The 22,545-nt window shown below is 65.8% G+C and carries 19 protein-coding genes; 10 read left to right on the top strand and 9 right to left on the bottom strand.

Going from position 1 to position 22,545, the window contains the following annotated elements; all coding sequences use genetic code 11:
* The first annotated feature begins 105 nt into the window (after window positions 1–105).
* Both ACODTA_RS01945 and ACODTA_RS01940 read left to right on the top strand, forming a co-directional pair.
* Window positions 106–1,254 (top strand): serine hydrolase domain-containing protein, encoded by a 1,149-nt coding sequence (locus tag ACODTA_RS01945; RefSeq protein ID WP_489064123.1) that lies wholly within the window; start codon window positions 106–108, stop codon window positions 1,252–1,254.
* Between the two features lie 63 nt (window positions 1,255–1,317).
* Window positions 1,318–2,010 carry a pentapeptide repeat-containing protein gene (locus ACODTA_RS01940; protein WP_489064122.1) on the top strand — a complete coding sequence of 231 codons (693 nt, stop codon included), beginning with the start codon at window positions 1,318–1,320 and terminating at the stop codon, window positions 2,008–2,010.
* A gap of 116 nt (window positions 2,011–2,126) precedes the next feature.
* On the opposite strand, the gene ACODTA_RS01935 is transcribed toward ACODTA_RS01940, so the two are convergent.
* From ACODTA_RS01935 to ACODTA_RS01925, 3 genes are all read right to left on the bottom strand, one after another.
* A complete protein-coding gene (locus tag ACODTA_RS01935; protein ID WP_489064121.1) occupies window positions 2,127–3,923 on the bottom strand; it encodes an ABC transporter ATP-binding protein in 1,797 nt (598 codons plus the stop codon).
* Window positions 3,924–4,271: 348 nt separating this feature from the next.
* Window positions 4,272–4,946, bottom strand: a complete 675-nt coding sequence (locus ACODTA_RS01930; RefSeq protein WP_489064120.1) for a spermine/spermidine synthase domain-containing protein — start codon at window positions 4,944–4,946, stop codon at window positions 4,272–4,274.
* Between the two features lie 86 nt (window positions 4,947–5,032).
* Entirely contained in the window at window positions 5,033–5,848 is an 816-nt protein-coding gene (locus ACODTA_RS01925) for a DUF2306 domain-containing protein (protein ID WP_489064119.1), read from the bottom strand.
* Window positions 5,849–5,962: 114 nt separating this feature from the next.
* On the opposite strand from ACODTA_RS01925, the gene ACODTA_RS01920 reads away from it, so the two are divergent.
* Entirely contained in the window at window positions 5,963–6,979 is a 1,017-nt protein-coding gene (locus tag ACODTA_RS01920; protein WP_489064118.1) for an AraC family transcriptional regulator, read from the top strand.
* A 6-nt stretch (window positions 6,980–6,985) separates the two neighbouring features.
* Here ACODTA_RS01920 and ACODTA_RS01915 read toward each other — a convergent pair whose 3' ends face one another.
* Both ACODTA_RS01915 and ACODTA_RS01910 read right to left on the bottom strand, forming a co-directional pair.
* Window positions 6,986–8,905 carry a M28 family peptidase gene (locus ACODTA_RS01915; protein WP_489064117.1) on the bottom strand — a complete coding sequence of 640 codons (1,920 nt, stop codon included), beginning with the start codon at window positions 8,903–8,905 and terminating at the stop codon, window positions 6,986–6,988.
* A 77-nt stretch (window positions 8,906–8,982) separates the two neighbouring features.
* Window positions 8,983–10,863, bottom strand: coding sequence for an amidohydrolase family protein (locus ACODTA_RS01910; protein WP_489064116.1), 1,881 nt, complete (start codon window positions 10,861–10,863; stop codon window positions 8,983–8,985).
* Window positions 10,864–10,994: 131 nt separating this feature from the next.
* Here ACODTA_RS01910 and dacB point away from each other — a divergent pair, with 131 nt between their 5' ends.
* Window positions 10,995–12,470 carry a D-alanyl-D-alanine carboxypeptidase/D-alanyl-D-alanine endopeptidase gene (gene dacB / locus ACODTA_RS01905; RefSeq protein WP_489064115.1) on the top strand — a complete coding sequence of 492 codons (1,476 nt, stop codon included), beginning with the start codon at window positions 10,995–10,997 and terminating at the stop codon, window positions 12,468–12,470.
* A gap of 84 nt (window positions 12,471–12,554) precedes the next feature.
* On the opposite strand, the gene ACODTA_RS01900 is transcribed toward dacB, so the two are convergent.
* Genes ACODTA_RS01900 through ACODTA_RS01885 form a run of 4 tightly spaced genes read right to left on the bottom strand, consistent with a single transcriptional unit; the run spans window position 12,555 to window position 15,978 of the window.
* A complete protein-coding gene (locus tag ACODTA_RS01900; protein ID WP_489064114.1) occupies window positions 12,555–12,908 on the bottom strand; it encodes a hypothetical protein in 354 nt (117 codons plus the stop codon).
* Between the two features lie 30 nt (window positions 12,909–12,938).
* Window positions 12,939–13,451, bottom strand: coding sequence for a GNAT family N-acetyltransferase (locus ACODTA_RS01895; protein ID WP_489064113.1), 513 nt, complete (start codon window positions 13,449–13,451; stop codon window positions 12,939–12,941).
* Window positions 13,448–14,455, bottom strand: a complete 1,008-nt coding sequence (locus ACODTA_RS01890; protein WP_489064112.1) for a serine hydrolase domain-containing protein — start codon at window positions 14,453–14,455, stop codon at window positions 13,448–13,450. The genes ACODTA_RS01895 and ACODTA_RS01890 overlap by 4 nt, the downstream gene beginning before the upstream one ends.
* Window positions 14,452–15,978 (bottom strand): MFS transporter, encoded by a 1,527-nt coding sequence (locus ACODTA_RS01885; protein ID WP_489064111.1) that lies wholly within the window; start codon window positions 15,976–15,978, stop codon window positions 14,452–14,454. Before ACODTA_RS01885 ends, ACODTA_RS01890 begins: the two co-directional genes overlap by 4 nt.
* 479 nt (window positions 15,979–16,457) lie before the next feature.
* On the opposite strand from ACODTA_RS01885, the gene ACODTA_RS01880 reads away from it, so the two are divergent.
* The 6 genes from ACODTA_RS01880 to ACODTA_RS01855 all read left to right on the top strand — a co-directional run bounded on the left by ACODTA_RS01880 (window position 16,458) and on the right by ACODTA_RS01855 (window position 22,515).
* The gene (locus ACODTA_RS01880; protein ID WP_489064110.1) at window positions 16,458–17,684 is read left to right on the top strand and encodes a serine hydrolase domain-containing protein; all 1,227 of its coding nucleotides are present in this window, start codon (window positions 16,458–16,460) and stop codon (window positions 17,682–17,684) included.
* Window positions 17,685–17,981: 297 nt separating this feature from the next.
* Window positions 17,982–19,088 (top strand): RNA ligase RtcB family protein, encoded by a 1,107-nt coding sequence (locus ACODTA_RS01875; RefSeq protein WP_489064109.1) that lies wholly within the window; start codon window positions 17,982–17,984, stop codon window positions 19,086–19,088.
* Window positions 19,085–19,708 carry a peptide chain release factor H gene (gene prfH / locus ACODTA_RS01870; protein WP_489064108.1) on the top strand — a complete coding sequence of 208 codons (624 nt, stop codon included), beginning with the start codon at window positions 19,085–19,087 and terminating at the stop codon, window positions 19,706–19,708. The genes ACODTA_RS01875 and prfH overlap by 4 nt, the downstream gene beginning before the upstream one ends.
* Before the next feature lie 95 nt (window positions 19,709–19,803).
* On the top strand, window positions 19,804–20,943 hold the full coding sequence (locus ACODTA_RS01865; protein WP_489064107.1) for a thiolase family protein: 1,140 nt from the start codon (window positions 19,804–19,806) through the stop codon (window positions 20,941–20,943).
* Window positions 20,940–21,635, top strand: coding sequence for an iron-containing redox enzyme family protein (locus tag ACODTA_RS01860; protein WP_489064106.1), 696 nt, complete (start codon window positions 20,940–20,942; stop codon window positions 21,633–21,635). The genes ACODTA_RS01865 and ACODTA_RS01860 overlap by 4 nt, the downstream gene beginning before the upstream one ends.
* Window positions 21,628–22,515 carry a DUF6999 family protein gene (locus tag ACODTA_RS01855; protein ID WP_489064105.1) on the top strand — a complete coding sequence of 296 codons (888 nt, stop codon included), beginning with the start codon at window positions 21,628–21,630 and terminating at the stop codon, window positions 22,513–22,515. Before ACODTA_RS01860 ends, ACODTA_RS01855 begins: the two co-directional genes overlap by 8 nt.
* Window positions 22,516–22,545: the final 30 nt, after the last annotated feature.

Below are 22,545 nucleotides of genomic sequence, written 5' to 3'. Positions count from 1 at the left end.
CGATCAGACCAAATCTGGGCACGGTCCAACACGGTGTGAAGCCGAGATACCAGCCACCGGCGATGCGATCTCCGCCGGCATGAAGCATTTGGGGAGCAGTGAGACATGATCCGACAATCGCGGCGCGAACATATCCTGGGCCTGGCAACCGTCGCCGGGCTGATGGGGCTGCCGATGCGTGCTTTCGCGGCCGATGCGCCGCAACCGACGCTCGAAGGCTTCACGTCGGCCGCACTCGCGAAGCTTCGCGCGACGGGCGGTATTCCGGCGCTCGGCGGCGCCCGCTCGGCCGATGGCGGCAAGGCGATGCTCGTCGCCGACGGTGTCCGTTCGCTCGCAGCCGCGACGCCCGTCACCACGAACGATCTCTGGCATATCGGATCGATCACCAAATCCTACACCTCGACATTGGTCGCGCGCCTGGTCGAGAAAGGCGGGATCAGTTGGGATACGAGCGTGGGCGAGATTCTGGGCAGCGCCGCGCCGGGCATGAAGGAGGTCTACAAGACCGTCACCCTGCGTCATCTGTGCAGCCATCATTCGGGCCTGCCGCGCGGCATCGCCAATGCGGAGATGATGAATTTCCCGGTCGCCAGCCCCGCCGATCCGCGGCCCGACCGGCTGCGTTATTCGGCATTGGCGCTGGCCGACGATCCGGTCGCGGCGCCGGGTGAGAAGATGCTCTATTCGAACAGCGGCTATGTGATCGCCGGTACCATGCTGGAGGTGATCTACAAGCAGAGCTGGGAAAAGCTGCTCGCCGCCCATGTCTTCAAGCCGCTCGGCCAGTCTTCGGCCGGTTACGGCGCGCCGGGCACCCCCGGCAAGCTCGACCAGCCGCTCGGCCATACGCTGTTCGGCGAACCCAAGGCGCTGACCCCGGTGCCGCTCGACAGGCCCAATCTGCCTGCCGATCTACCTGCCGTGCTCGGCCCGGCCGGACTGGTGCATATGACGCTGGCCGACATGGTCAAATATCTGAACGCACACCTGCAGATGCCCGCTTCCTTCCTGAAGCCCGAAAGCTGGAAGACGCTGCACACCCCGCCCTATACCGAGAATTACGCAATGGGCTGGGTGGTGCGCCCCGGCGGCGAGATCTGGCACAATGGCTCGAACGGCCGCTGGTATGCTGAAATACTCGTCGATTTCACGCGCAAGCGCGTCGCCTTTTCGGCCTGCAACGATGGCGACCGCACCCAATCCGGACCCGCCGTCGCCGCGTTGCTCAAGGGAGCAATCGACGCGGTTTAACAACCACACCCGCATTCTCCCCTTTCCGCTTGGATCGATCATGCCGGCCCGATAGGACGCGGCATGATCGATGACCTGTTCGCCGAACGCGCCGTCATCGGGCGCACGCTTGCGCGCGCCGATGTGGAGGCGCTGATCGCATCCCGGCAATCGCATCTCGTCGATTGCGATCTCGAGGAAGCCGATCTGTCCGGGCTCGACCTGTCCGGATGGCAATTCGAACGGTGCAATCTGCGCCGGACGAAACTGTCTGGCGCGAAGCTGGAAAAGACGCGCTGGCAGGGCTGCCGTGGCGCCTTTGCCGATCTGGTCGGGGCCGATCTGGCCGAAGCGCGCTTCGACGCCTGCGACCTCAACAATGCCGCGCTGCGGCGCGCGTTGCTCAACGCCGCACGCTTCAAGGGATGCAAGCTGACGGGCGCGGACCTGACCGAAGCCCGCGCCATGGACATGGTGCTGGAGGAGACGCTGCTGATCAACGCGCGCCTGACATCCTTTTCATTCCGCAAGCAGACGCTGCCCAAGGTCGATTTCAGCCAGGCCGACCTGCGCAAATGCGATTTCCGTGGCGCATTCTTCGACGGGTGCAGCCTGCGCGACGCCAATATGGCCGGCTGCCGCTTCGAGGAAGCCGATCTGCGCGGCGCCGATCTGGGCGGGCTCCGCCTGTTCGACGCCGCGCAATTCCGTGGTGCCACCATATCGCGCGAACAGGCCGGCCAGCTTCTCGCCGAGCTCGGCCTGAACGTGCGATAATGGCGATCGCCTTGTCCGCGATCTCGCGAAGATGCTGCGCATCCAAGATCGGCTCGCTCAAGCGCCGCGCGGGCTGATGCCCGTGTCCGATGAGTTGAACTCAGCCGGCACGGGCATTACGCGTCGATGAACTCAGGCTCGTCTCGCACCGCGCCCGACTGGCGATCGAACAGCCGGCGATAGCGCCCCTGCGGATTCTCGAGCAGAGCGACATGATCGCCGTCCTCGACGATCCGGCCCTGATCGAACACCAGGATACGATCGAGCGTGCGTACCGTCGACAGCCGGTGCGCGATCACGATCGCGGTGCGCCCGTGCATCAGCCGCTCCATCGCCTGCTGGATCAGCGCCTCGCTTTCCGAATCCAGGCTTGATGTCGCCTCGTCCAGGATCAGGATCGGCGCGTCCGCCAGGAAGGCGCGCGCCAGCGCCACACGCTGGCGTTCGCCGCCCGACAGCTTGACGCCGCGCTCACCGACAAGGGTGGCGTAGCCCTTGGGCAAGCGTGCGATGAAGTCGTGCGCATTGGCCAGTCCGGCCGCACGCTCGATCTCCGCCATCGTCGCATCGGGGCGGGCATAGGCGATATTGTCCGCAAGGCTGCGATGGAACAGGATCGGTTCCTGCTGGACGATCGCGATCTGCGAGCGCAGCGACTGTTGGGTGGCATGTGCCACGTCCTGCCCGTCGATCGTGACGCACCCGCCGGTGACGTCGTAAAGCCGCTGGATCAGCTTGACGAAGCTGGTCTTGCCCGATCCCGAATGGCCGACCAGACCGACGCGCTCGCCGCCCCGGATCGTCACCGAGAGGCCCTCGTAAAGCGGCGTCACATCCGTCCCATAGCGGAAGGTTACGTCGTCGAAGCGCACTTCTCCGGCGGTGATCGCGATCGGTTCCGGATCGGCGCGATCGTCGATCCCCAGCGGCTGATCGTGGATCTCGACCAGTTCTTCCATCTCGTTCACCGAACGCTGGAGGTGGTGGACGTGATAGCCGATATCGGCGAGGTGGCCGTGCAGCACGAAATAGCTGGTGAGCACATAGGTGACGTCACCGGGCGTGGCGTCGCCCCGCCACCACAGCCACACCGCCGCACCGACGACCAGCGTCCGCAGCATCCAGAGCACGGTGAGTTGCATCGTGCCGGACCAGGTGCTGCGCATCCACGTCCGCCGCGTGCGGTTGCGCCATTTGTCCACAAGCCGGGTGAACCGGTCTTCCTCGCGCAGTTCCGCGCCGAAAGCCTTGACCACCGCATTGGATCCGATCGCATCGGACAACAGGCCGCCCATGCGCGTGTCCCATGCGTTGGACAGGGTCGAAGCCGGTGCGACCCAGCGTGTCGCGAGCAGCACGGTCAGCACGATATAGGCAATCGCGCCCAGCCCCATGACAAGGCCGACCAGCGGCCAGTGGAGCCCCAGCAATATCATCGTGCCGACCAGCACCACGAACGAACCGAGGATGTGGATCAGCACGACGTCGTTCAGCATGTCGATCGCCCACATGCCGCGCGTGATCTTGCGCACCGTCGAACCGGCGAAGCTGTTGGCATGCCAGTCGGTCGAGAAGCGCTGGACGCGACGGAATGCCTGCTCGGCGACGTCGCTCATCATCCTGAGCGTGAACGGCACGATCACCGCGATCGAGATATGGCGCGCCGCCACGGTACCGATGCCGAGCGCAGCCATCGCCGCGAACAGCAGAGGCACGCCGGGCCGGTCGCCGGCGGCGAGCGCGTCGACCAGACGGCCGGCGACCATCGGCACGAAGACTTCGAGCGCGACGCCGAAACAGACAAAGCCGCAGACCAGGGCGATACGCAGCTTTTGCGCGGCCCAGTGGCAGAAAGCGAAGGCAAGGACAGCGCGCACAGTGCCATGTGCGCCCTTGCGGGATTGATCGGTCATAGTCGTGAACCGGCGCAGCCGCGCCGCCTCCAAAGCAAGTCTATCGGGAAGAATCCTGGCGGCGAATGGCCGGGATCAGGGTGGTTTCAGGACCTAATGGCGCAGCGCGCCCGTGGTCCTGTACCTGCCGAGAGGGAAGTGAACGGTCGATATCATCATCAATGTCCCTCCCTCTGCTTGCGTTGAGACGGCTGTTTCCTAGCAGTGATGATCGGATTCGGCAACGGGGCGTGGGCCCGGGCACTTCTCGACTACGGTTCTCGACAAGCTCGAACCAAATGGTGAAGATTTTCCGTTGGCTTCGAGCAGCGTCGAGCGTAGCCGAGATGCGACTGTCGAGAAGAGGTCCTACCGCTTCGTCCCGAACCAGATCACGTGCCGCGGCCCCTTGCCATTGCCGCGCGCGCGGACGGCGACTTCCTCCACACTGAACCCCGCCCCGCCGAGCCGACGCGCAAAGGCGGCGTCGGGCGCGGCGGACCAGACTGCGAGGATGCCGCCGGGGCGAAGCGCAGCCCTGGCCGCAGCAAGCCCCGGCGACGAATAGAGTCGGTCGTTCTGGTCACGCGTCAATCCATCGGGGCCATTATCGACGTCGAGCAGGATCGCGTCATAGGACGAAGCCGCCGAACGGATCACCGCCGCGACATCGTCTTCGATCAATGCCACGCGCCGATCGTCGAGGCAGCCGGCGGCAAGCTCGACCATCGGCCCGCGCGCCCAGGCGATGATCTCCGGCACCAGTTCCGCCACGGTCACGCGCGCATCGCCGGCGAGCCGCCCCAGCGCGGCGCGCAAGGTGAAGCCCATGCCATAGCCGCCGATCAGCAGATGTGGAGCCTTGCGCCCGGCAAGGCGGTCGCAGGTCATTGTCGCCAGCGCCTCTTCGGATCCGCTCATCCGGCTGCTCATCAGTTCGTTGCGATCGAGCACGATCATGAAATCGCCGCCACGCCGGAACAGCCGCAATTCCTCGCCGCCGCCCGGCACTTTCGCGCTACCGATCAGTTCGCGTGGGGTCATGACGGCGTGCTCCGGCTCGATCGATCTCGAGGCCCCTTTGCCCGTTCCGCCCGAGATGGCCAACCCCTCCCGATCGTGAGCGATGCTCAGGCAAAGCGCGGCAACCACATGCCCGCGACGGCACCGAGGATGCCGATCGCCATTGCGAGGGTCAGGACGAACAGCCCGATCCCCATGGCGGCGCGCGCGACCGGTCCGCCCCGCGCGCGGACATGCAGATAGAGTTCGAGTAGCGCCAGCGGGACGAGATAGCAGCCAAAGGCCCAGAAGCGGACGAACGGACCGTCGAAATCCTTGCCGATCCCCACCGGTGCGCGGTTGGCGAGGATCCAGAACATCAGCCCGACGCGAAAGAACCACACCCCGCTCACCAGCACGAAGATGCGCAATGCCCAACGCCGATGCGCGGCGATGCGACGGCCGAGTGCCTCGCGCCAGGCGATCGTCGCGCAGACGATGATCAACACGCCGTTGATGCTGATGCCGATCCGCATCGCGGGGCCCCCGGCGGTTCCGCGCGTCCAGACCATATAAAGCCCCGCCAGGCTGATCACGATCGCCGTCACCATGTAGATCCGGCCGTTCCAGCGATGGAAAGGCAGCGCGCGGGCACGAAGCCCGGGAATGAGCTGCAGCGGGCCACCGACCGTTATGACGATGGCGAGCAACAGATGCGCCGCCAGGACGACATTGCCGAACGTGCCGCCGCGCACATAGCCGCCGACCAGCACGTCGTTCCACGCGCCGGGATCGCCCCGCGCGGCGGCACCGCCATAGAAAGCCGCTATATAGCTCACAAAGGCCCATTGGCCGATCGCGGCCGCCACGAACCAGAAGGATGCGCCGGCGTTCAGTACGGCCTCCGCCGTCCATCGCCGCGCCGTCGATACAGCGGTCGCCATCGTCCCGTTCGCCCTTGTTCAGTGCCGTTCTCACGAGGCGATAACCGCTCTATGGTCGTGCCCACATGATCGCGGCGATCAATCGTCTGACTTTTGGACCGGAGAAGAGCTTGGATGGCTGAGGCGACGGTTTCGGCGGGTTATGCCGACAATCTGATGCGCTTCGCCGAAGCCCGCGGTGCAAGCCCTGAGCGACTGATCGAAGCGTCCGGCATCCACCCGAACGATCTTCAGGACCCCGACAATCGCATCGAATTCACCCGCTATGTGGCGCTGATGCGGGCGGCCAAGCAACTCTGCGCCGATCCGGCGCTGGCGCTTCACCTGGGGGCCGCGCGCGATTTCCGGGAATTCTCGGTCGTCGGGCTGATCTGCTACGCCTCCGCCACGATGGGCGAAGCGCTTGCGCAGCTCAATCGCTACGGGCAGCTCGCGATCGAGGTCGACCTGCCCCGGCGGGGCGTCGGCCGCTTCGAACTGATGCGGATCGACGGCGGCCTCTGGCTGGTCGACATGCGCACCGACCCCAACAGCTTTCCCGAAATGACCGAATCCACCTGGTCGCGCTTCATTTCGGAAACGGGGCGCCATTTTCCCGATGCGCCCTTCGCCATGGCGGTCCATTTCACCCATGCCGAACCCGATCACGCGGCCGATTATGCGGCGATACTCAAAGCCCCCATCACCTTTGGAAGCGACCGCAACGCGATCCGGATCGATCCGTCCTGGCTCTCGATCGAGCTCCACAATCCCAATCGCTACGTCTTCGGCGTGCTGAGCGAGCATGCGGACAGGCTGCTCAAGAGCCTGGAGGATGCGCAGACGGTTCGCGGGCGCGTCGAAGCGCTGCTCATCCCGATATTGCACAAGGGTGACGTCGGCATGGACATGATCGCGGCGCAGCTCGGGCTCAGTCGCCAGTCGCTCTATCGCCGGCTGAAGCGCGAAAATATCAGCTATGACGATCTGGTGGATGCCTTGAGGCACAAGATGGCGTTGCATTATTTGAGCGGACGCAAGGCATCGGTCAATGAAACCGCCTATCTGGTCGGTTTCTCGGATCCCAGCGCCTTCTCCCGCGCGTTCAAGCGGTGGACCGGCACCAACCCGCGCGATGTACGAATGCGTTGAACGGGATCAGTTCGGTTTCTTCGCGCGGCCGGCATGGAGGAAATCGATCGTCCAGCGTCCGTCACGACGGCTGAGCGTAGCGGATTCGAGCCAGGTGACGGGTTCCATCGCGGCGACCGGGCCGGCCCGGCCGACATTCTCCCACGACGCCCAAGCCATGTCGCATGCGACATGCGCGTTGATCGTGCCGGGATTCCATTCGAAATCCATACCGGCATTGCGCCCCTTTCGGACCAGGCCAAGCAGCTCAGCGCCCTTGAAACGCTCGCCCCCGTCATAGGCGTAGAATGTCGGCGATGTGACCTGGGTGAAGCGCGCCGAGTCCTCGCGCGCGAGCGCGACGTAGAGGCCCCGGATCGTCTGCGTCACCGCGGCGACCGCCGCCGCATCGGGCGGGCAGGCTTGCGCCGTGGCGGCGGACACGGCGTTTGCCGGACGGAACGGGCTGTCCGCGCGCCATGCCGGCTTCTGATCGGCATCGGCGACGATATCGACCATGTCGTAGAAGAAGCGGTTGAACTTGGCCGCCGCCGTCCAGTCCATCGGCTGCGTCACATCATCCTGCGGCTTGTGATAGCGCCGATGATACCATTCGCGATACCGCACCTCGGACTCCGTTCCCGGCCGATAGCCGAAGACAAAGCCGGTCGCGGGAATGCCCGCCTGGACGAAGGGCCAGTGATCGGCGCGGCGCATCAGGTTGCGCTCGGGTTCGGGATCGCGCTGCACGGAAATGCCGAGCGCGCTCGCGGCACGGCGCGCGGCATCGCCCAGGCCGGTATCGTCGAGCCCATGGACGGTCAGCAGATCGAGCGGGAAGATCGGGCGGATCTGGTCGAGGTTGATATTGGCGACGATCGATCCCGACGGCACCGTCGGGTGCGCGACGAAATGGCGCGCGCCGAACAGCCCCTTTTCCTCACCGGTGAACGCGGCAAGCAGGATCGTGCGGCGATACCCCTTGCCGCCCCGCCGCTCGGCCAGGCGCTGAAGCAAAGCGACATAGGCCGCGTCGTCGAGCGTCCCGTTATAGAGCCCGTCACCGTCGACGGGTTCGCCACGACCATAGCCGTCGAGATGCGCGGAAAGCACGACGACTTCGTTCTTCAATACCGGATCCGTGCCGGGCAGCAGGCCGAGCACATTGGATGAAGCCAGTGCGCGCATCCGCACGTCGAACCGGGCAACCAGGCGACCGGAAAGGTCGATATTCGCGAGCGGCCGCCCCGCGCTGCCTTCGGCGATGATCCTGGCCGCATCGGCGCCCTTGCCCAGCACACGCGGCAGCGCATCGGCAGCAAGCGTCGCCACCAGCATGCGATCGCCGGCAGGTGCCGCCTCCCCCACCATCGTCATCGTCCGTGCATAGGCGGCGGGCCAACGCGTCGGCTCGATCGTGAAGCCGGGATCGGCGATGGTGATCAGCCCGACGGCGCCGGCTTTCTCGACAGCATCCTGGCGTTCGGCGGCATTCGTCAGCCCGGCGCGGCGCCAGCCATAGCAGAGCACGACCTTGCCGCGCACCTCACCCAGGGCATCCGCGCCACAATAGCCGCGAAAGACCATCGGCGCATTCAAACTGCGCGGCATGCCGGGGCTCGGCCGCAGCGTGATATCGTGGAGGAAGCGAAGCTTGGCAGCCCCCGCCGAGATCCGCGTTCCCGGCTTCGCCACCGCGACCTCTTCCAGCCGCAGCGTCTGCAGCCTGCCGCCATTCTCGCCCGCCGGCTTCAATCCGTTGCGCTCGAAAGAGCGTGCGACGATGTCCGCAGCGCGGGCATGGCCGGGCGAGCCGGTATCGCGTCCTTCCAGATCGTCACCCGACAGCGCTTCGGTCGCGCGCCACCAGGCGCGCGTATCCTCATCGGCGATTTCGACGGTACGCGATGCAACCTGGGCGGCAATCAGCGGTAGCGTCATCGTCATCAGCAACATGGCGAGCCTCGTCCGAAATGGTCCATCAATCGGCTAGCACGGCCCGCGATACGGAACGAGTGCCACGCTCAATAGAAACGGACATTCCCGATTTCGAGCCAGGCCTTGCCACCCGGCTCGCCATCCAGGCGCACGATCAGCGCCCTGAGCTTCGCCAGATCGAGCGCGGCATCCTTATTGCCGCCGGCAAAGGCGGTGAAGGGGATACGGATCTCCCGGCTTTTCGAGCCCGCCTCGAACCCCGAACGGAACCACTCTCGCTGCTGGATCGCATAGCTGTCGAACAGCATCTCGTACTTGCCCGCACCGCGCGCTTCGAAGACGATGCCTGTGAAGCCGCGCGCATCGGCGAGCTGTACCGCACCTTTGGTAAGCGGCAGGATGAGCTGCGCGAAGGGCCGGGGTGCCGCGCCCATCTGCGCGACGAGGAACAATGGCCTGCCCGCTTCCTCCGCACCCGGTCGAACATAATCGAGATGGCTGTGATCAACGCCCGGTTCGGTGCTTTCAACCGGCAAGGTGTCGAGATCGGTACGCCCGGCCGGGCCACGGCCGGTTTCGATCGGTCCTGCCATCCTTGTGACGGGCAAAGGCGTTGGCGTGTCGCCAGTCACCAGCACCCGCAACGGCGCCAGCGCCATGTCGCGCCCGGCCACGAAGACGCGGCGCACGTCATGGATATCGTCGATCCGTTCGTCCGGCCGGCCACCGGTCAGCACCAGGTCGGCGCGCTGACCGGGCGCGATCCGCCCATGCGTCTCGCCCGCGCGCAATATGCCGGCGCTGACGCTGGTTCCGGCCGCCAACGCCTCCGCCGGGGTAAAGCCCAGCCTTGCCAGCCAGCGGATCTCGCGCAGCGTTGACGTGCCGTGATAGACGCCACCGATGCCGGCATCGGTACCGATGCCGATGCGGATGCCGGCGGCCTTCAGCCGTCGGACATTCTCCTGCATGATCTGCCAGCGCTTCGCCTCCAGCGGCGCGATCGCCTCGATCGGGGCGGCCATGCGCGTTTCCTCACGCGCGCGTTCGGGCTGACGCAGGCTTTGCCATTCGCCGGGCACGAAGCTGCGATCCTGCTGCGGTTCGTACACCACCAATGTCGGCACATAGGCAGTGCCGTTGCGCTTCATCAGTGCGATCAGCTCGTCGTCGACCAGCGCATCGCCGATGCCGTGCCCCAGCGCGTCGACGCCGGCCGCCGCCGCGACGCGCGCGCCCTCCATCGTCACCGTATGCGTGATCACCGGAATATTGGCGGCGTGCGCATCCCTGACGATCGCGGCCAGGGTCGGCTCGTCCATGCTGTTGAGCGAGGGCGAGCGGCCATAGCGCCAACCGTCGGCGAACACCTTGATGACATCGGGCCGATAGGGCAGCGCCTTCGCCATGGCGAGATGCGCGGCGCGCGGCGTCGCCGCCTTCATCGTGAAGAAATTGCCCCAGCCATATTCGGTGCCATGGCCGCCGGGCACGCCCATCCGTATCGCAAGCTCCAGATTGGGGGCAGCCACCGCACCCGATCCCGTCATCTCGCGGATCAGCACCAGCATCTCACCCGAAACCGAGAAGTCGTTGGCGGTGGTGACGCCGCTCAGCAGATATTCGGCATAGGCCTTGCCCAGATCGTCCGGCGCCGAAAAAGCGGGCGAGCGCAAATGGGTGTGCAGATCGTGAAAGCCGGGAAGCACCGTCAGCCCGCGCGCATCGATCACGCGCACCCCCTTCGGCGCGGACAGTCTCGGCCCGACCGCAACGATACGATCGCCCCGCACCAATATGTCGGCGACCGTCGCGGCCGAACCCGTACCGTCGAACACCCGCCCGCCCCGGATCAGCATATCGCCCTGCACGGGTGGTGCTTTCCCGTCGGCGGTGACCGGCAAGACCGGCAACGCCAATGCCAGCCCGGCCGCACACAGGCGCGACCAAAAAACCGTTCGTTTCATCATGGGCCCAGTCTGAAGGCCGATCGGACGCGCGGCAACGTCGCCATGCATGCCAGTTATGATGCGGGCAACGCTCTGAATGGCATGCAACCAGTGGCATAGACGCGGCCTTCGCCCTAGGCTCGCCCCCCATGACGACGATCCTCAATGCGCGCCGCGCCGCTTCGCTGTTCCTCATCCTCGGCACAGCCGCCCCCGCCTGGGCGCAGACCACGCCGCAATCGCTTCAACAGCGCGTCGAGGCGCGGCTGGCGCAGATCGGGCCGGGCACCCGCTTCGGAGTGGTCGTCACCGACGAGAATGGCCGCGAACTGATCGCGATCGCGCCGGACGACCGCTTCATACCGGCGTCGAACACCAAGATGTACAGCACCGCACTCGCCTTCCACCGCCTCTCCGGTTTCGACCAGCCCGATACGGCGAGCGGTACCGCCGTGCATATCGAGCCGGGCGCGCGCGGCCAAAGCGACGTCATCCTCGAGGGGCGCGGCGATGCCCGCATGTCGAGCGCGGCGGATTGTACGGTGGATTGCCTGTCCACCCTGGCCGACGCGGTCGCGGCACGCACGCGCAAGGTCCGCAACGTGGTGGGCGATGACAGCATCTATCCAGACCAGCGCTGGGGCGCGGGCATGGCCTGGAACAATATCCAGACGCGATCGGGCACCGCCGCATCGGCGCTGACCATCGACGACAACGAGTTGCCGATGCTGGTGAAGCCTGCCGCCATCGGCGAGGCACCCAAGGTAGAGATCGAGCCCTATTACGATATCGAGAACCGCGCGACGACGATCGCGGCTGGCGAGACCAAGCTGTCGTTCACGCGCGAACCCAATGGTCGCACGGTGCGTCTTACCGGCACGATCGCGACGGGCGCCGAGCCCGAGCAGATGCGGCTGGCGGTCGATGATCCTGCACATTTCGCGGCATGGCGGTTGAAACGCATGCTGGAGGCGCGCGGCGTGCGCGTGAGCGGTACGGTTGACGTCCGCCATCGCCCGCTGATGCCCGCCGACGATCCGGCGGTTCGCGACGGCGCCCCCGCCGCCAAGCCGCCGCTACGCCAGGCGCTCGCCTCGCTGGCGCCCGCGCCCTTCATCGAGGATCTGACGCACACCAACAAGGTCAGCCAGAATCTGCATGCCGAGCTCACCCTGCGCCGCGTCGCCTATGCCGTCGGTAGCGGATCGAATGCCGACGGCATCGCGGCGGTGCAGGCGATGCTGACCGAGGCTGGCGTGCCGCGCACCGCCTACGACTTTTCCGATGGCTCGGGCATGTCGACCTATAACCGCGTCGCACCGCGCGGCATGACGATCTTCCTGCGCTGGATCGCCGCCCAGCCCTGGGGGGCCACCTGGCGGACGACGCTGCCGATCGCCGGCGTCGACGGCACGCTCTCCAAGCGGTTCAAGGGTACGGCACTGGAAGGCAAGCTGTTCGCAAAGACCGGCACGCTCAACGCCAGTTCGGCGCTGTCGGGCTATATGCTCGCGAAAAGCGGCAAGACGCTGAGCTTCTCGATCTTCGCCAACGATATGCCGCAGGGGGTATCGGCGACGGGCACGATGGATGCCGCGCTGGAGATGATCGCGGCGGAGAATTGAACGGCCCGCCACCGTCGTTCCGGCGGAAGCCGGAATCTCGTGACCAATTGCGAAGGCGCTTCCGGCTTTCGTCGGAATCGTCAGTCAGCCCTTCGCGGAATCCGAAGCGCCCAACCGATCCAGCCATGCCTGCGCCTGCTTCGGCTCGCCCACCGCGCTCGGGCTGACCGGCCCGCGCGACGCCAGGAATTCCTGCTGAAGTTCGAAGGGCGGCATGCCGAACTGATCGCGGATATCGTCGATCGCTTCTCCGATCTCAGCCAGCCCCTCGATAACCGGCGCGGTCGCGGCGCGCGCGGCCTTGTCCTTGTTGTGGTCGAACAATCCCCAACGGCCCGCAGCGGTCGCGCGCAGCGCTTCGATCAGCGCGACGCGATACTCTTCCTCAAGTTCGATGCGGCGGTCGTCGAGGCGAGCGAGACGGTCAGCTTTGGCCATGAACGGCTTGTAATCGCAGATGGTCGACGATCAATGGCCGTCCGGCTCCAGCGCCGAGAAAGCCGGTGCATAATCGATCGTACCGATGGTAGCCGGCAGCGGCACACCCAGCGGCAACACCATCAGATATGGTCCGGCATAAGGCGAAACGAAACCCGTCGCGAGGTCTGCGCGGAAGCCGAAGCGCCCATAATAGGCCGGATCTCCGAGCACGAAGATCGCATCCCATCCGTCCGACCGCGCCCGATCGATCGCCGTTTCGACCAATGCCCGGCCGATACCGATGCGTTGATGGGCAGGCGAAACGGAGACCGGCGCCAATCCCAATGCAAGAAATGGTGCGGACATCGGCGAGAGCAGGACATGCCCGGCCACCGCACCGTCGATCAGCGCGACCAGTGAGATCGCGGCATCGCCGTCCGCGCGCAGCCGTTCGACGAGGCGCGCCTCATCCGGCTGGCCAAAGGCAAGTTCGACGACAGCCGATATCGCCGCCACATCGGTCGGGCCTTCAGCGCGGATCAGCATGGGAGATGCCGTCACCCCGCCCCATCCCAAGCCGCGATCACCGCATCGCCGGTTTCCGGACGCAGCACGAAGATGCCGCTGTCGCGATGGCGCGTGGGGTGGACGCGGTTGGTGAGCAAGGTCCAGGTGAGGCCGCGATCGAAATCGATCCACAGACCGGTGCCCGTGAAGCCGGTATGGCCGATCGTCTCGTCCGAACAGGCATCTCCCCCCGACCAGCCGGCGAAGCGGCGTTCCCAGCCGCAGGTGCGGTCACCTTGCACGCGCGTGCGGATCGCCGCGCGCATCGCCGGGCTGGCGCTGCTGCCGTCGAGCAGCCCCCGCGCGAAATCGAGCACGCCACCGAGCGTGCCGAACAGCCCGGCATGGCCGGGTGCGCCGCCCAATGCGAACGCGTTCTCGTCATGCACCTCGCCCTTCAACACCCGGCCACGCCACCGGCAATGCTCGGTCGCGACCGCCGGTCCCGGCGGCGGACCGTAGGACAGGCCCGGCGGCAAAGGCCATTCGCTGAGCGGCTTGCCGGTGATCCGCTCGATCGCGATGCCGAGCAGGATGAAATTGATGTCCGAATAGACCGATGGGCCGTGCCGCCATTCGCGCTGGAGCACGAAGGCGCGCAACCGGGCGGGGTCGTCGCCATAGGTGTAGATCGGTTCGACCGCGGGCAGAAAGCTGCGATGGGCCAGACAGTCCCGGAAGGTGAGGTTCCGTTCCGCCGCATTGGCGACGTCATATTGGCGTAGATCGGGAATGGCGTCGGTCAGCGGCCGATCGAGATCGATCCGTCCCTGATCGGCCAGCGCCAGGATCATGGTGGTGGTCGCGACCACCTTCGAAACCGAAGCGAGATCGAACCAGTGGTCTTCGGTCAATCCCTCGGGCTCGGGTTCCAGGGCGGCCATGCCCGCGAATTTCGTCCAGCGCCGGCCGTCCGCCGCAACGATGCCAAGCGCTGCGCAGGGAATCCGGCCGTCGGCGATGGCGGCGGCGGCGGGAGCGAAGGCGGTGTCGATCATGTCATATCGTCCGGACGCGGCTTGATCCGCGCAAGCAGGGGAAGGAAGGGAATGGCGGCAAGGCTCGCCACGCCGGAGATCAGGAAGAATATGTCGAAGCCGTTATGGCCGGCCTTGTCCAGCGCCTCGACGATCGCGCCGCCCGCCCCCGACAGCAATCGCGGCAGCAGGAAGGCGAAGCCCGAGAGAAAGGCATATTGCGCGCCGGGATAGCGCGGGTTCACCAGGAGCGAGAGATAGACGACGAATACCGCGCCGGCCAGGCCGTTGCCGAACTGGTCGGCGGCGGTGGCGATGTAGAGCAGCGCCTCGCTGGGCGGCTGATGCGCCAGCCAGACGAACCCGAAATTGCCGAGTGCCGCGAAGAAGGCGCCGATCGCGAGCGTGAAGCCCTGTCGCCAGCGGATCACCATCCAGCCGCCAAGGCCGACGCCGACCATGCTCGCGATCAGCGCGACGAGACTGTCCGCCCGGCCGATCTGGGTGAGCGAATAGCCGAGTTCCTTGATCATCGGCTTGGAGAGGTTGAGCGCGAGCACGTCGCCCATGCGATAGATCGAGACGAACCCCATCAGCACGAGCGCACCGAAGCCGTAGCGCCAGAAGAAATCGACATAGGGGCCGAGCGCCGCCGACTGGCGAATCGCGGAGTCCGGCGGCAGCTTGCGGATCCTGGGCACCGCCGCCGCCATGATCAGGAACGGCACCATGCAGATCATCAGCACATAGGGCGTGACGTTGGTCTTCGCGCTGATGCCGATCTGTTCGGCGATGCCGAGCACGACCCAGCCGACCGAGGCGGTCAGCACCAGCACACCGAGCAGGATCGCCGCGCTGGCGACCAGCCCCGTCGCCAGCGCCGTCCAGCGCCCGCCCCCATGGCCGGGATCGGGCCGCATCGCGATCAGGATGGGGAGCGGGACGAAGGCTGCGGCGGCGATGGCGAGATAGGATGCCGTCCAGCCCGAACGATCGGCGATCAGCAGCGCGCCGCTGCCCGCCGCAACCATCGCGCTGCGATAACCCCAGAGATTGGCGGCGGTGATCGGCCCCTGTTCCTCGCGCGTCGGTGCCAGTTCGATGCGCCAGGCATCGGCGGCGACCTCCAGCGTGGTCGTCCAGAAGGCGAGCAGCACCGCGAACAGCGCGGTGACGGGCAGGCTTTCGTCCGACGCGGTGAGCGCCATGGCGATCATCGAGGTGAGGATGCCGAGCTGCGACAGCATGATCCAGCCGCGCCTTTTGCCCCAGAAGCGCGAAAATCCAGGTATGTCGTATCGGTCGAGCAGCGGCGCCCAGGCGAATTTGAAGGTCGGCAGCAACTGCACCCAGGCAAAGAAGCCGATGACGACCAGCCCCACTTCATGCGCCTGCAGGCGGAGCCCGAGGATCGTCGAGAACATGAAGAATGGCAGGCCGGCCGAAAAGCCGAGCAGGATGTAGAGCGCCATGCGGCCGAACCCCGGCGGCACCGCCACCGACCTGGACACATCACCGTTTTGCACGTCGGCCGGTTCAGCCAAGATTACGAACCCCGCGCCCGAAAAAGATTGGCATTGTCACCGCCCCTCAGGAATCCCGGACCCACGCTTGACCGGAGCGGGGCAAAGGTCAATGGCACGACATCGCCAGGCGCCCCGCACATCGCCCGGTTTGCCCATCACCCTATGGTGATTGGTTATATGCCCACAAACAGAAACTATGGCGCGTTATTGACATTCCTGTTCCTTAATAGCCGGGCTCGCTTCGGAAGAAAGCGAGGTTCTGGGGGAATTTCATATGCTTGCTTCGTCGTCGCTTGGACAAACCCGGACCGGGCAAGTCGCGCGCGAAGGCATGATCGGCTCCACACAACCAGGCACAGACCGGACCGTTCGCAATACGGATGCGACGAATTCGCGCGATCGCTCGTTGAGCGTCCGGCTGGATAACGAGTTCTGATAAGGGGGCATCGCCCGACCGGCCCGGCACATGCCGGGTCGGCCGGGCGATGAATTTCTCGATGCTCCTGGCGCTTCTCCTCGCATCGGCCCAATCGGCGGCTGCTCCCACGCCGGCGCCGTCGCAGCCCGTCGCCACCGTCCGCGTGACCTTCGATCGCGACGGTGAGACAGGCGTTTCCGCGACGGGCCTTGCAGACATTGCTGCTGCCCGCCCTGTCACCGCCGACGATCCGGTGCGTGTCGCGTCGATTTCCAAGCTGGTCGTCGCGATCGCGGTTATGCGCCTGGTAGAAGAGCGCAAGATCGACCTGGATGCCGATGTCTCCGCGCTGCTCGGCTGGAAACTGCGCAATCCCGCCTTTCCCGATCGGCCGATCACGCTGAAACTGCTGCTGTCGCACCGATCGGGGCTGACCGATGGCGTCGACTATGTCCTGCCGCTCGATGCCGATCTGCGCGCCGTGCTTGCCGACCCCAAGGCCTGGGACGCGGCGCATTCACCGGGCACATTCTTCCGCTACACCAATCTCAATTTTCCGGTGGTCGCCGCCGTGATGGAGCGGGCGACCGGCGAACGGTTCGATCGGCTGATGGACCGGCTGGTGCTGACGCCGCTCAGGATCGATGCATGCTATAATTTCGCGGGCTGCTCGGACGCAGCGGCGGCGCGGGCCGTGGTGCTCTACCGTGCAGGCAAGCCGGTTCGCGACGATCATCGCGGCGCGCGGCCCGCCTGCCCCGTCACGCCGGCGAGCGACGGAAGCTGCGACCTGACGCGCTGGCGCGCCGGCGTCAACGGCGCGATCTTCTCCCCGCAGGGCGGCTTGCGCATCTCGGCGCGCGGGCTGGCGAAGATCGGCCGGCTGCTGATCGGCCGCGGCACGGTGGATGGCGTGACCTTGCTGACACCACGCTCGGTCGCACAGCTCGAACGCCCGCTCTGGACCTTCAACGGAAATCCGGAAAAACCGAACGGCGAAACCGGCAGCGATCCTTCGACCGGCACGCCCTTTGGCGGCTTCTATTGCAGCTATGGCCTTGCCGTGACCTTTCTCGCCACCAGGGCGAGAGGATGTCACGACGACCCGTTCGGCGACGGCACCCGCCGCCTCGGCCATGCCGGAGACGCCTATGCCCTCCGCTCGGGCCTGTGGATCGACCGCGCACGCGGCACCGGCGTCGCCTATTTCGCGACCGATGTGCCGATGCTGGCGGGCACGCGATCGGCCTTCACGCCCGTCGAGGAAGATCTGGCACGGGGAAGCCCTGTCGTGCTGGCAAAATAGTCCGACTTGATCGAAGCTTTTGCCTGATCTATTGGGCCGGCCGTCAATATCGACATCGTCCTTGAGCACGGAAAGGAGAGTAAAATGCAGACTGCAAACGCAAATCGCACCACCACTTTCGAATTCCGTCATGTTCAGGAACGAACCACATGGGCAAGTCCCTTGCGGGCAAACACGCTCGCCTGATTCTTTGCCGCGGCACAGCCGCGGCGACATATTTCTCGATTACCGACACATCCCGCCCGCTTTGCCGCGGAGCCGCGCCTTTCGCGAACCATCCGGTCGCGGAGGTGGACCATGGCTAATGCGCGGATAAGCGTCATCGCGTCCGATCAAAGCTGGATCGATCCGGTCGCGATCGAACAACTGCATCGTTCGGCAAAGCTGGAGGGGATCGCGCGCGTCGTCGGCCTGCCCGATCTCCACGCCGGCCGCAGCATCGCGGTCGGCGCCGCTTTCTGGTCGCCCGGCCATGTCCATCCGCATCTGGTCGGCAGCGATATCGGCTGCGGCATGGGCCTGTGGAGCACCGGGCTGGCGGTGCGCAAGTTCAGGCCCGACGCCGTCGAACGCCGGCTGCACGGCCTGGAGATGCCATGGTCCGGCGATGTTTGTACAATGCTCGATCGATCGGGCCTGCCCGCCGGGCTGGCCGGCGAAGCGCTGGGCACCATCGGCGGCGGCAATCATTTTGCCGAATTGCTGCGGATCGACACCGTCCACGATTCCGCGGCACTCGATGCGCTGGCGATAGACCAAAACCGCATCCTGTTGATGGTGCACAGCGGCTCGCGCGGGCTGGGTCATGCGATCCTCGAAAACCAGCTCGCCCGCTCGACAACCGCAGTGCTGGAAGCCGACAGCCCATCGGGCCGAGCCTATCTTGCCGAGCATGACGACGCGATGCGCTGGGCGATACTCAATCGCGAAATCATCGCGTTACGCATCTGCGAACGGCTTGGCATGCGGGCCCAACGCCGGCTCGACATCTGCCACAACAGCGTGACCCCGCATCAGGGCGGCTGGCTTCACCGTAAGGGTGCGGCGCCCGCCGACAAGGGCGCCATCGTCATTCCCGGATCGCGCGGCGACCTGACCTATCTGGTGCTGCCGCGCGACGAACGCGCGGATGAAGCGCTCCATTCGCTGGCCCATGGCGCGGGCCGCAAATGGAGCCGCAGCGAAGCGAAGGCCAAGCTGTCAGCGCGGTTCAAGGTCGCGGATCTGGAGCGTACGCGGATTGGCAGCCGGGTGATCTGCGAGGATCGCGACCTGATCTACGAGGAGGCGCCCCAGGCCTATAAGGACATCCATCAGGTCGTCCGCGATCTCGAAGAGGCCGGGCTGATCCACATCGTCGCCACGCTGCGGCCGCTGATCACCTACAAGACGAGGCGGGCATGAACGATATCGTGCTTCATCTGTCATCCGGCCAGGGACCGAAGGAATGCGAATGGGTGGTTTCCGCGCTGGCGGCCACCTTCTGCCGAGAAGCGGCGGCTACCGGCACCGAATGCAGGGTGCTGGAACCGGTATCGGGGCCGGCCTCCTCCCTATTGCTGAGCGTGAGCGGGCCGGGCGCGGAAGCCTTCGCGCTTGCCCGCACCGGCACGATCCGCTGGGTCGGCTCCAGCCCGTTCAGGCCGACGCACAAGCGCCGCAACTGGTTCGTCGGGGTGAGCCGGCTGGCAGGTGCCGAAGACAGCGCCGGCCTTCGCGACGCCGATATCCGTTATCAGGCGATGCGCGCATCCGGCCCCGGCGGCCAGCATGTCAACAAGACCGACAGCGCCGTGCGCGCGACGCATCTGCCGACCGGCCTGAGCGCATTCTCACAGGATCAACGGTCACAATTCGCCAACCGGAAGCTGGCGCGGCTCAAGCTCGCACTTCTCCTCTCCGAGCAGCGCGAGCGGGAGGAAACGAAAGGCAGGAAGGCGGCCTGGAACCGCCACCGCGATCTGGAACGCGGCAACGCGGTGCGCACCTATCGCAGCGCGGATTTCCGGTTGCATGGCTCATAATTGAACACCGTATAATATTTTAATTGAACATCGATCAATAAAATGACACCTTCAGATCGTTCGGCGATTCGTCGGACGATCATGGAGTTGTCGACATGCAACCCGTTTATGTGACCGCGACCGCGCAATGCCTTCCGGGCAGGCCGATCGCGAATGATGAGATGGCCGACTATATCGGCCGCCTCTCCCCCGAGGCGGAACGGTTCGGCCGCCTGACCCTGCGCCAGAACGGCATCCGCCACCGCCATTATGCGATCCGTCCCGACGGTACGTCCGACTGGACCGTCGCGAAGCTGGCGGGCAGCGCGGTGCGTGCGCTGATCGACGATGCCGGGCTGGACAAGGGCCGGATCGGTTTCCTCGCCACTGCGACCACCCAGAACGACATGCTCGTTCCCGGCCTGGCATCAGGCGTCCATGCCGAATCCGGCCTGCCGCCGATCGAGCTGGCCAGCCTTCAAAGCGTGTGCGCCAGTTCGATGATGGCGCTGAAGACCGCAGCATTGCAGGTCGCGGCGGGCGAGCATCGCGCCGCGATCGTGGTCGGCGCCGAATTCTCGAGCCGCTATTTCCGCCCCGGCCATTATCTGGGCACCGATACGATGCAGGCGGACGGCACATTGCCCGGCGATGCCGAATTCCTGCGCTGGACGCTCAGCGATGGCGCAGCCGGGTTGCTCATCGAGGACCGCCCCGCCCCGCGCGGCCTGTCGCTACGGATCGACTGGATTTCGCTGCGCTCGTTCGCCGATCGTTTCCAGCCTTGCATGACGGGTGGTGCGGCGCGCGGCGCGGACGGGGCGCTGCTGCCCTGGAGCCTGCATGACAGTGCGGGCGAAGCGGCGCGCGCAGGCGCGTTCCAGCTCCGCCAGGATGTCGAGGCGCTGCATCGCATGCTGCCGGTGTGGATGGGCGAGTTCATGCGGCTGGTCGATGAGGGGCGGATCGATCCGCCGACGACCGACTGGTTCCTTTGCCACTTCTCCGCGCACAGCCTGCGCGAGGAGATGGTGAAGCTTGCCACCCGCGCGGGCTGCATGATCCCGGAGGATCGCTGGTTCGCCAATATCTACGACAAGGGCAATGTCGGCGCCGCCGCGATCTTCCTGATGATCGACGATCTGATGCGATCGGGCCGGCTGCGCGGCGGGCAGCGGATCGTTTGCGCCGTGCCCGAAAGCGGCCAGTGCATCATGGCCTATGCCGGCATGACGGTGATGGAGGACGGAGAATGACCGATACGCCCCATGAACCCGCGAACCTCGCGCTCGTGCAGGCGACGCATCGCGGCCTGGCGCAGGTCTGGATCGATTTCGAAGGCGCGCTGGTGCAGGTGCCGGTGATCGCGCGACTGACAAGCGGGCGACTGCGGATCGAGGAGTATCGCAGCCTGCTGCGCAACCTGCGCCAGCAGGTGGTCGAGGGCAGCCGCTGGATCAGCCGCGCCGCATCCAATCTCGGCCCCGATCACGAGGAATTGCGATCGCTGTTCGTGCGCCATGCGGTTGCCGAGCATCGCGACTATCGCCTGCTGGAGCAGAATTACGTCGCGGCCGGCGGCAAGGCGGAGGATATCCGCACGGCGCCCAAGAATATCGGATCGGAAGCGCTTTCGGCGTTCATGTATCAGGCGGCGTCGCGGCCCGATCCGCTCGGCATGCTCGGCGCGATGTTCGTGATCGAGGGACTTGGCGAGAAACTCGCGACGCCCTGGGCGCTGGCCATCCGCGCACAGCTCGGGCTTGGCGAGGAGGCGACGAGCTTCCTTGCCTATCATGGCGAGAATGACGGCGGGCATCTCGACATGTTCGATCACGCACTGACATTGGCTGTCACCAGCCCGGCGGTTTCCGGAGACATTGTGCGGCATGCCAGGATCGTCGCCCGGCTCTATCGCCTCCAGCTCGAGGAACTGGACAATGTCTGACGGTCGGCTGGATCCGGCATCCCATGATCCGCGCGATCCCGATCCCTGGCTGGCGCTGATGCTCGATCGCTCCCTGCCCTTTGCGCCCGCCGCAAAGGCCGCGTTGATCCGCGACCAGGCATCGCGCAGCCGGCAGTTCCTGCTGCCGATCGTCCGTCCCCTCGCCCGGATCGCGATCGTGCTGGCGCAACTGGTCCACACCACCACCCCCCGCTGGCCGCACGCGCCGCGCCTGCTCCATCGTTCGATCGCGTTCGGCATGCGCCATTTCCTGACGCCCGACGCCGACCGCCTGATCCTGCGCCATTTCCATCTGGGCGCGCAGATCCTGCGCTTCATCTCGGACAATGCGACGCCCGGTTTCCACCCGGCGCTCGAACCGATGACGCCGCGCACGATCGACGATGTGAAGGACAATCTGTTCCTCAAACACGATCTGAACATCTTCAACTTCTTGATTCAATTGAACCGGGAAATGGATCGCCGCGGCGCCGTGCTCGGCCGGGTCGCGCAGGTCGATTTCTCTGCGATCAGCGACGATATCGCGATTGATCCCCTGCCCCATGGGCGGCTCAACCTGATCGACCTGCAAACCGCGATCGAGCTTTATACGCCGGCCTATGCGATGCTGCTGACCGATCGCGATTTCTGGCGCGCCTCCAATTCGCTGCAACTCGACGAGACCGTCGGCCTATACGCCGCCCGGCTGACCGGCGAGGAAAAGCATCTCGCGATGATCAACAACCGCCACCCGCTGGTGCCGCATTCGACGCTGCGCGCCGGTTTCCGGCTGATGCTCCACGGGCTTTCGACCGAAGTGCTGCACGGCTTCCTGATGGAATTGAAGATGCGTCAGACCGCAGCGACAGGCCCCGCCTGACGCGATCTGGCCGAACGGCGCGATTTGCGT

The sequence above is a fragment of the Sphingomonas sp. FG14 genome (genome assembly GCF_057809675.1).
This window is presented reverse-complemented; position numbering and strand designations above follow the sequence as displayed.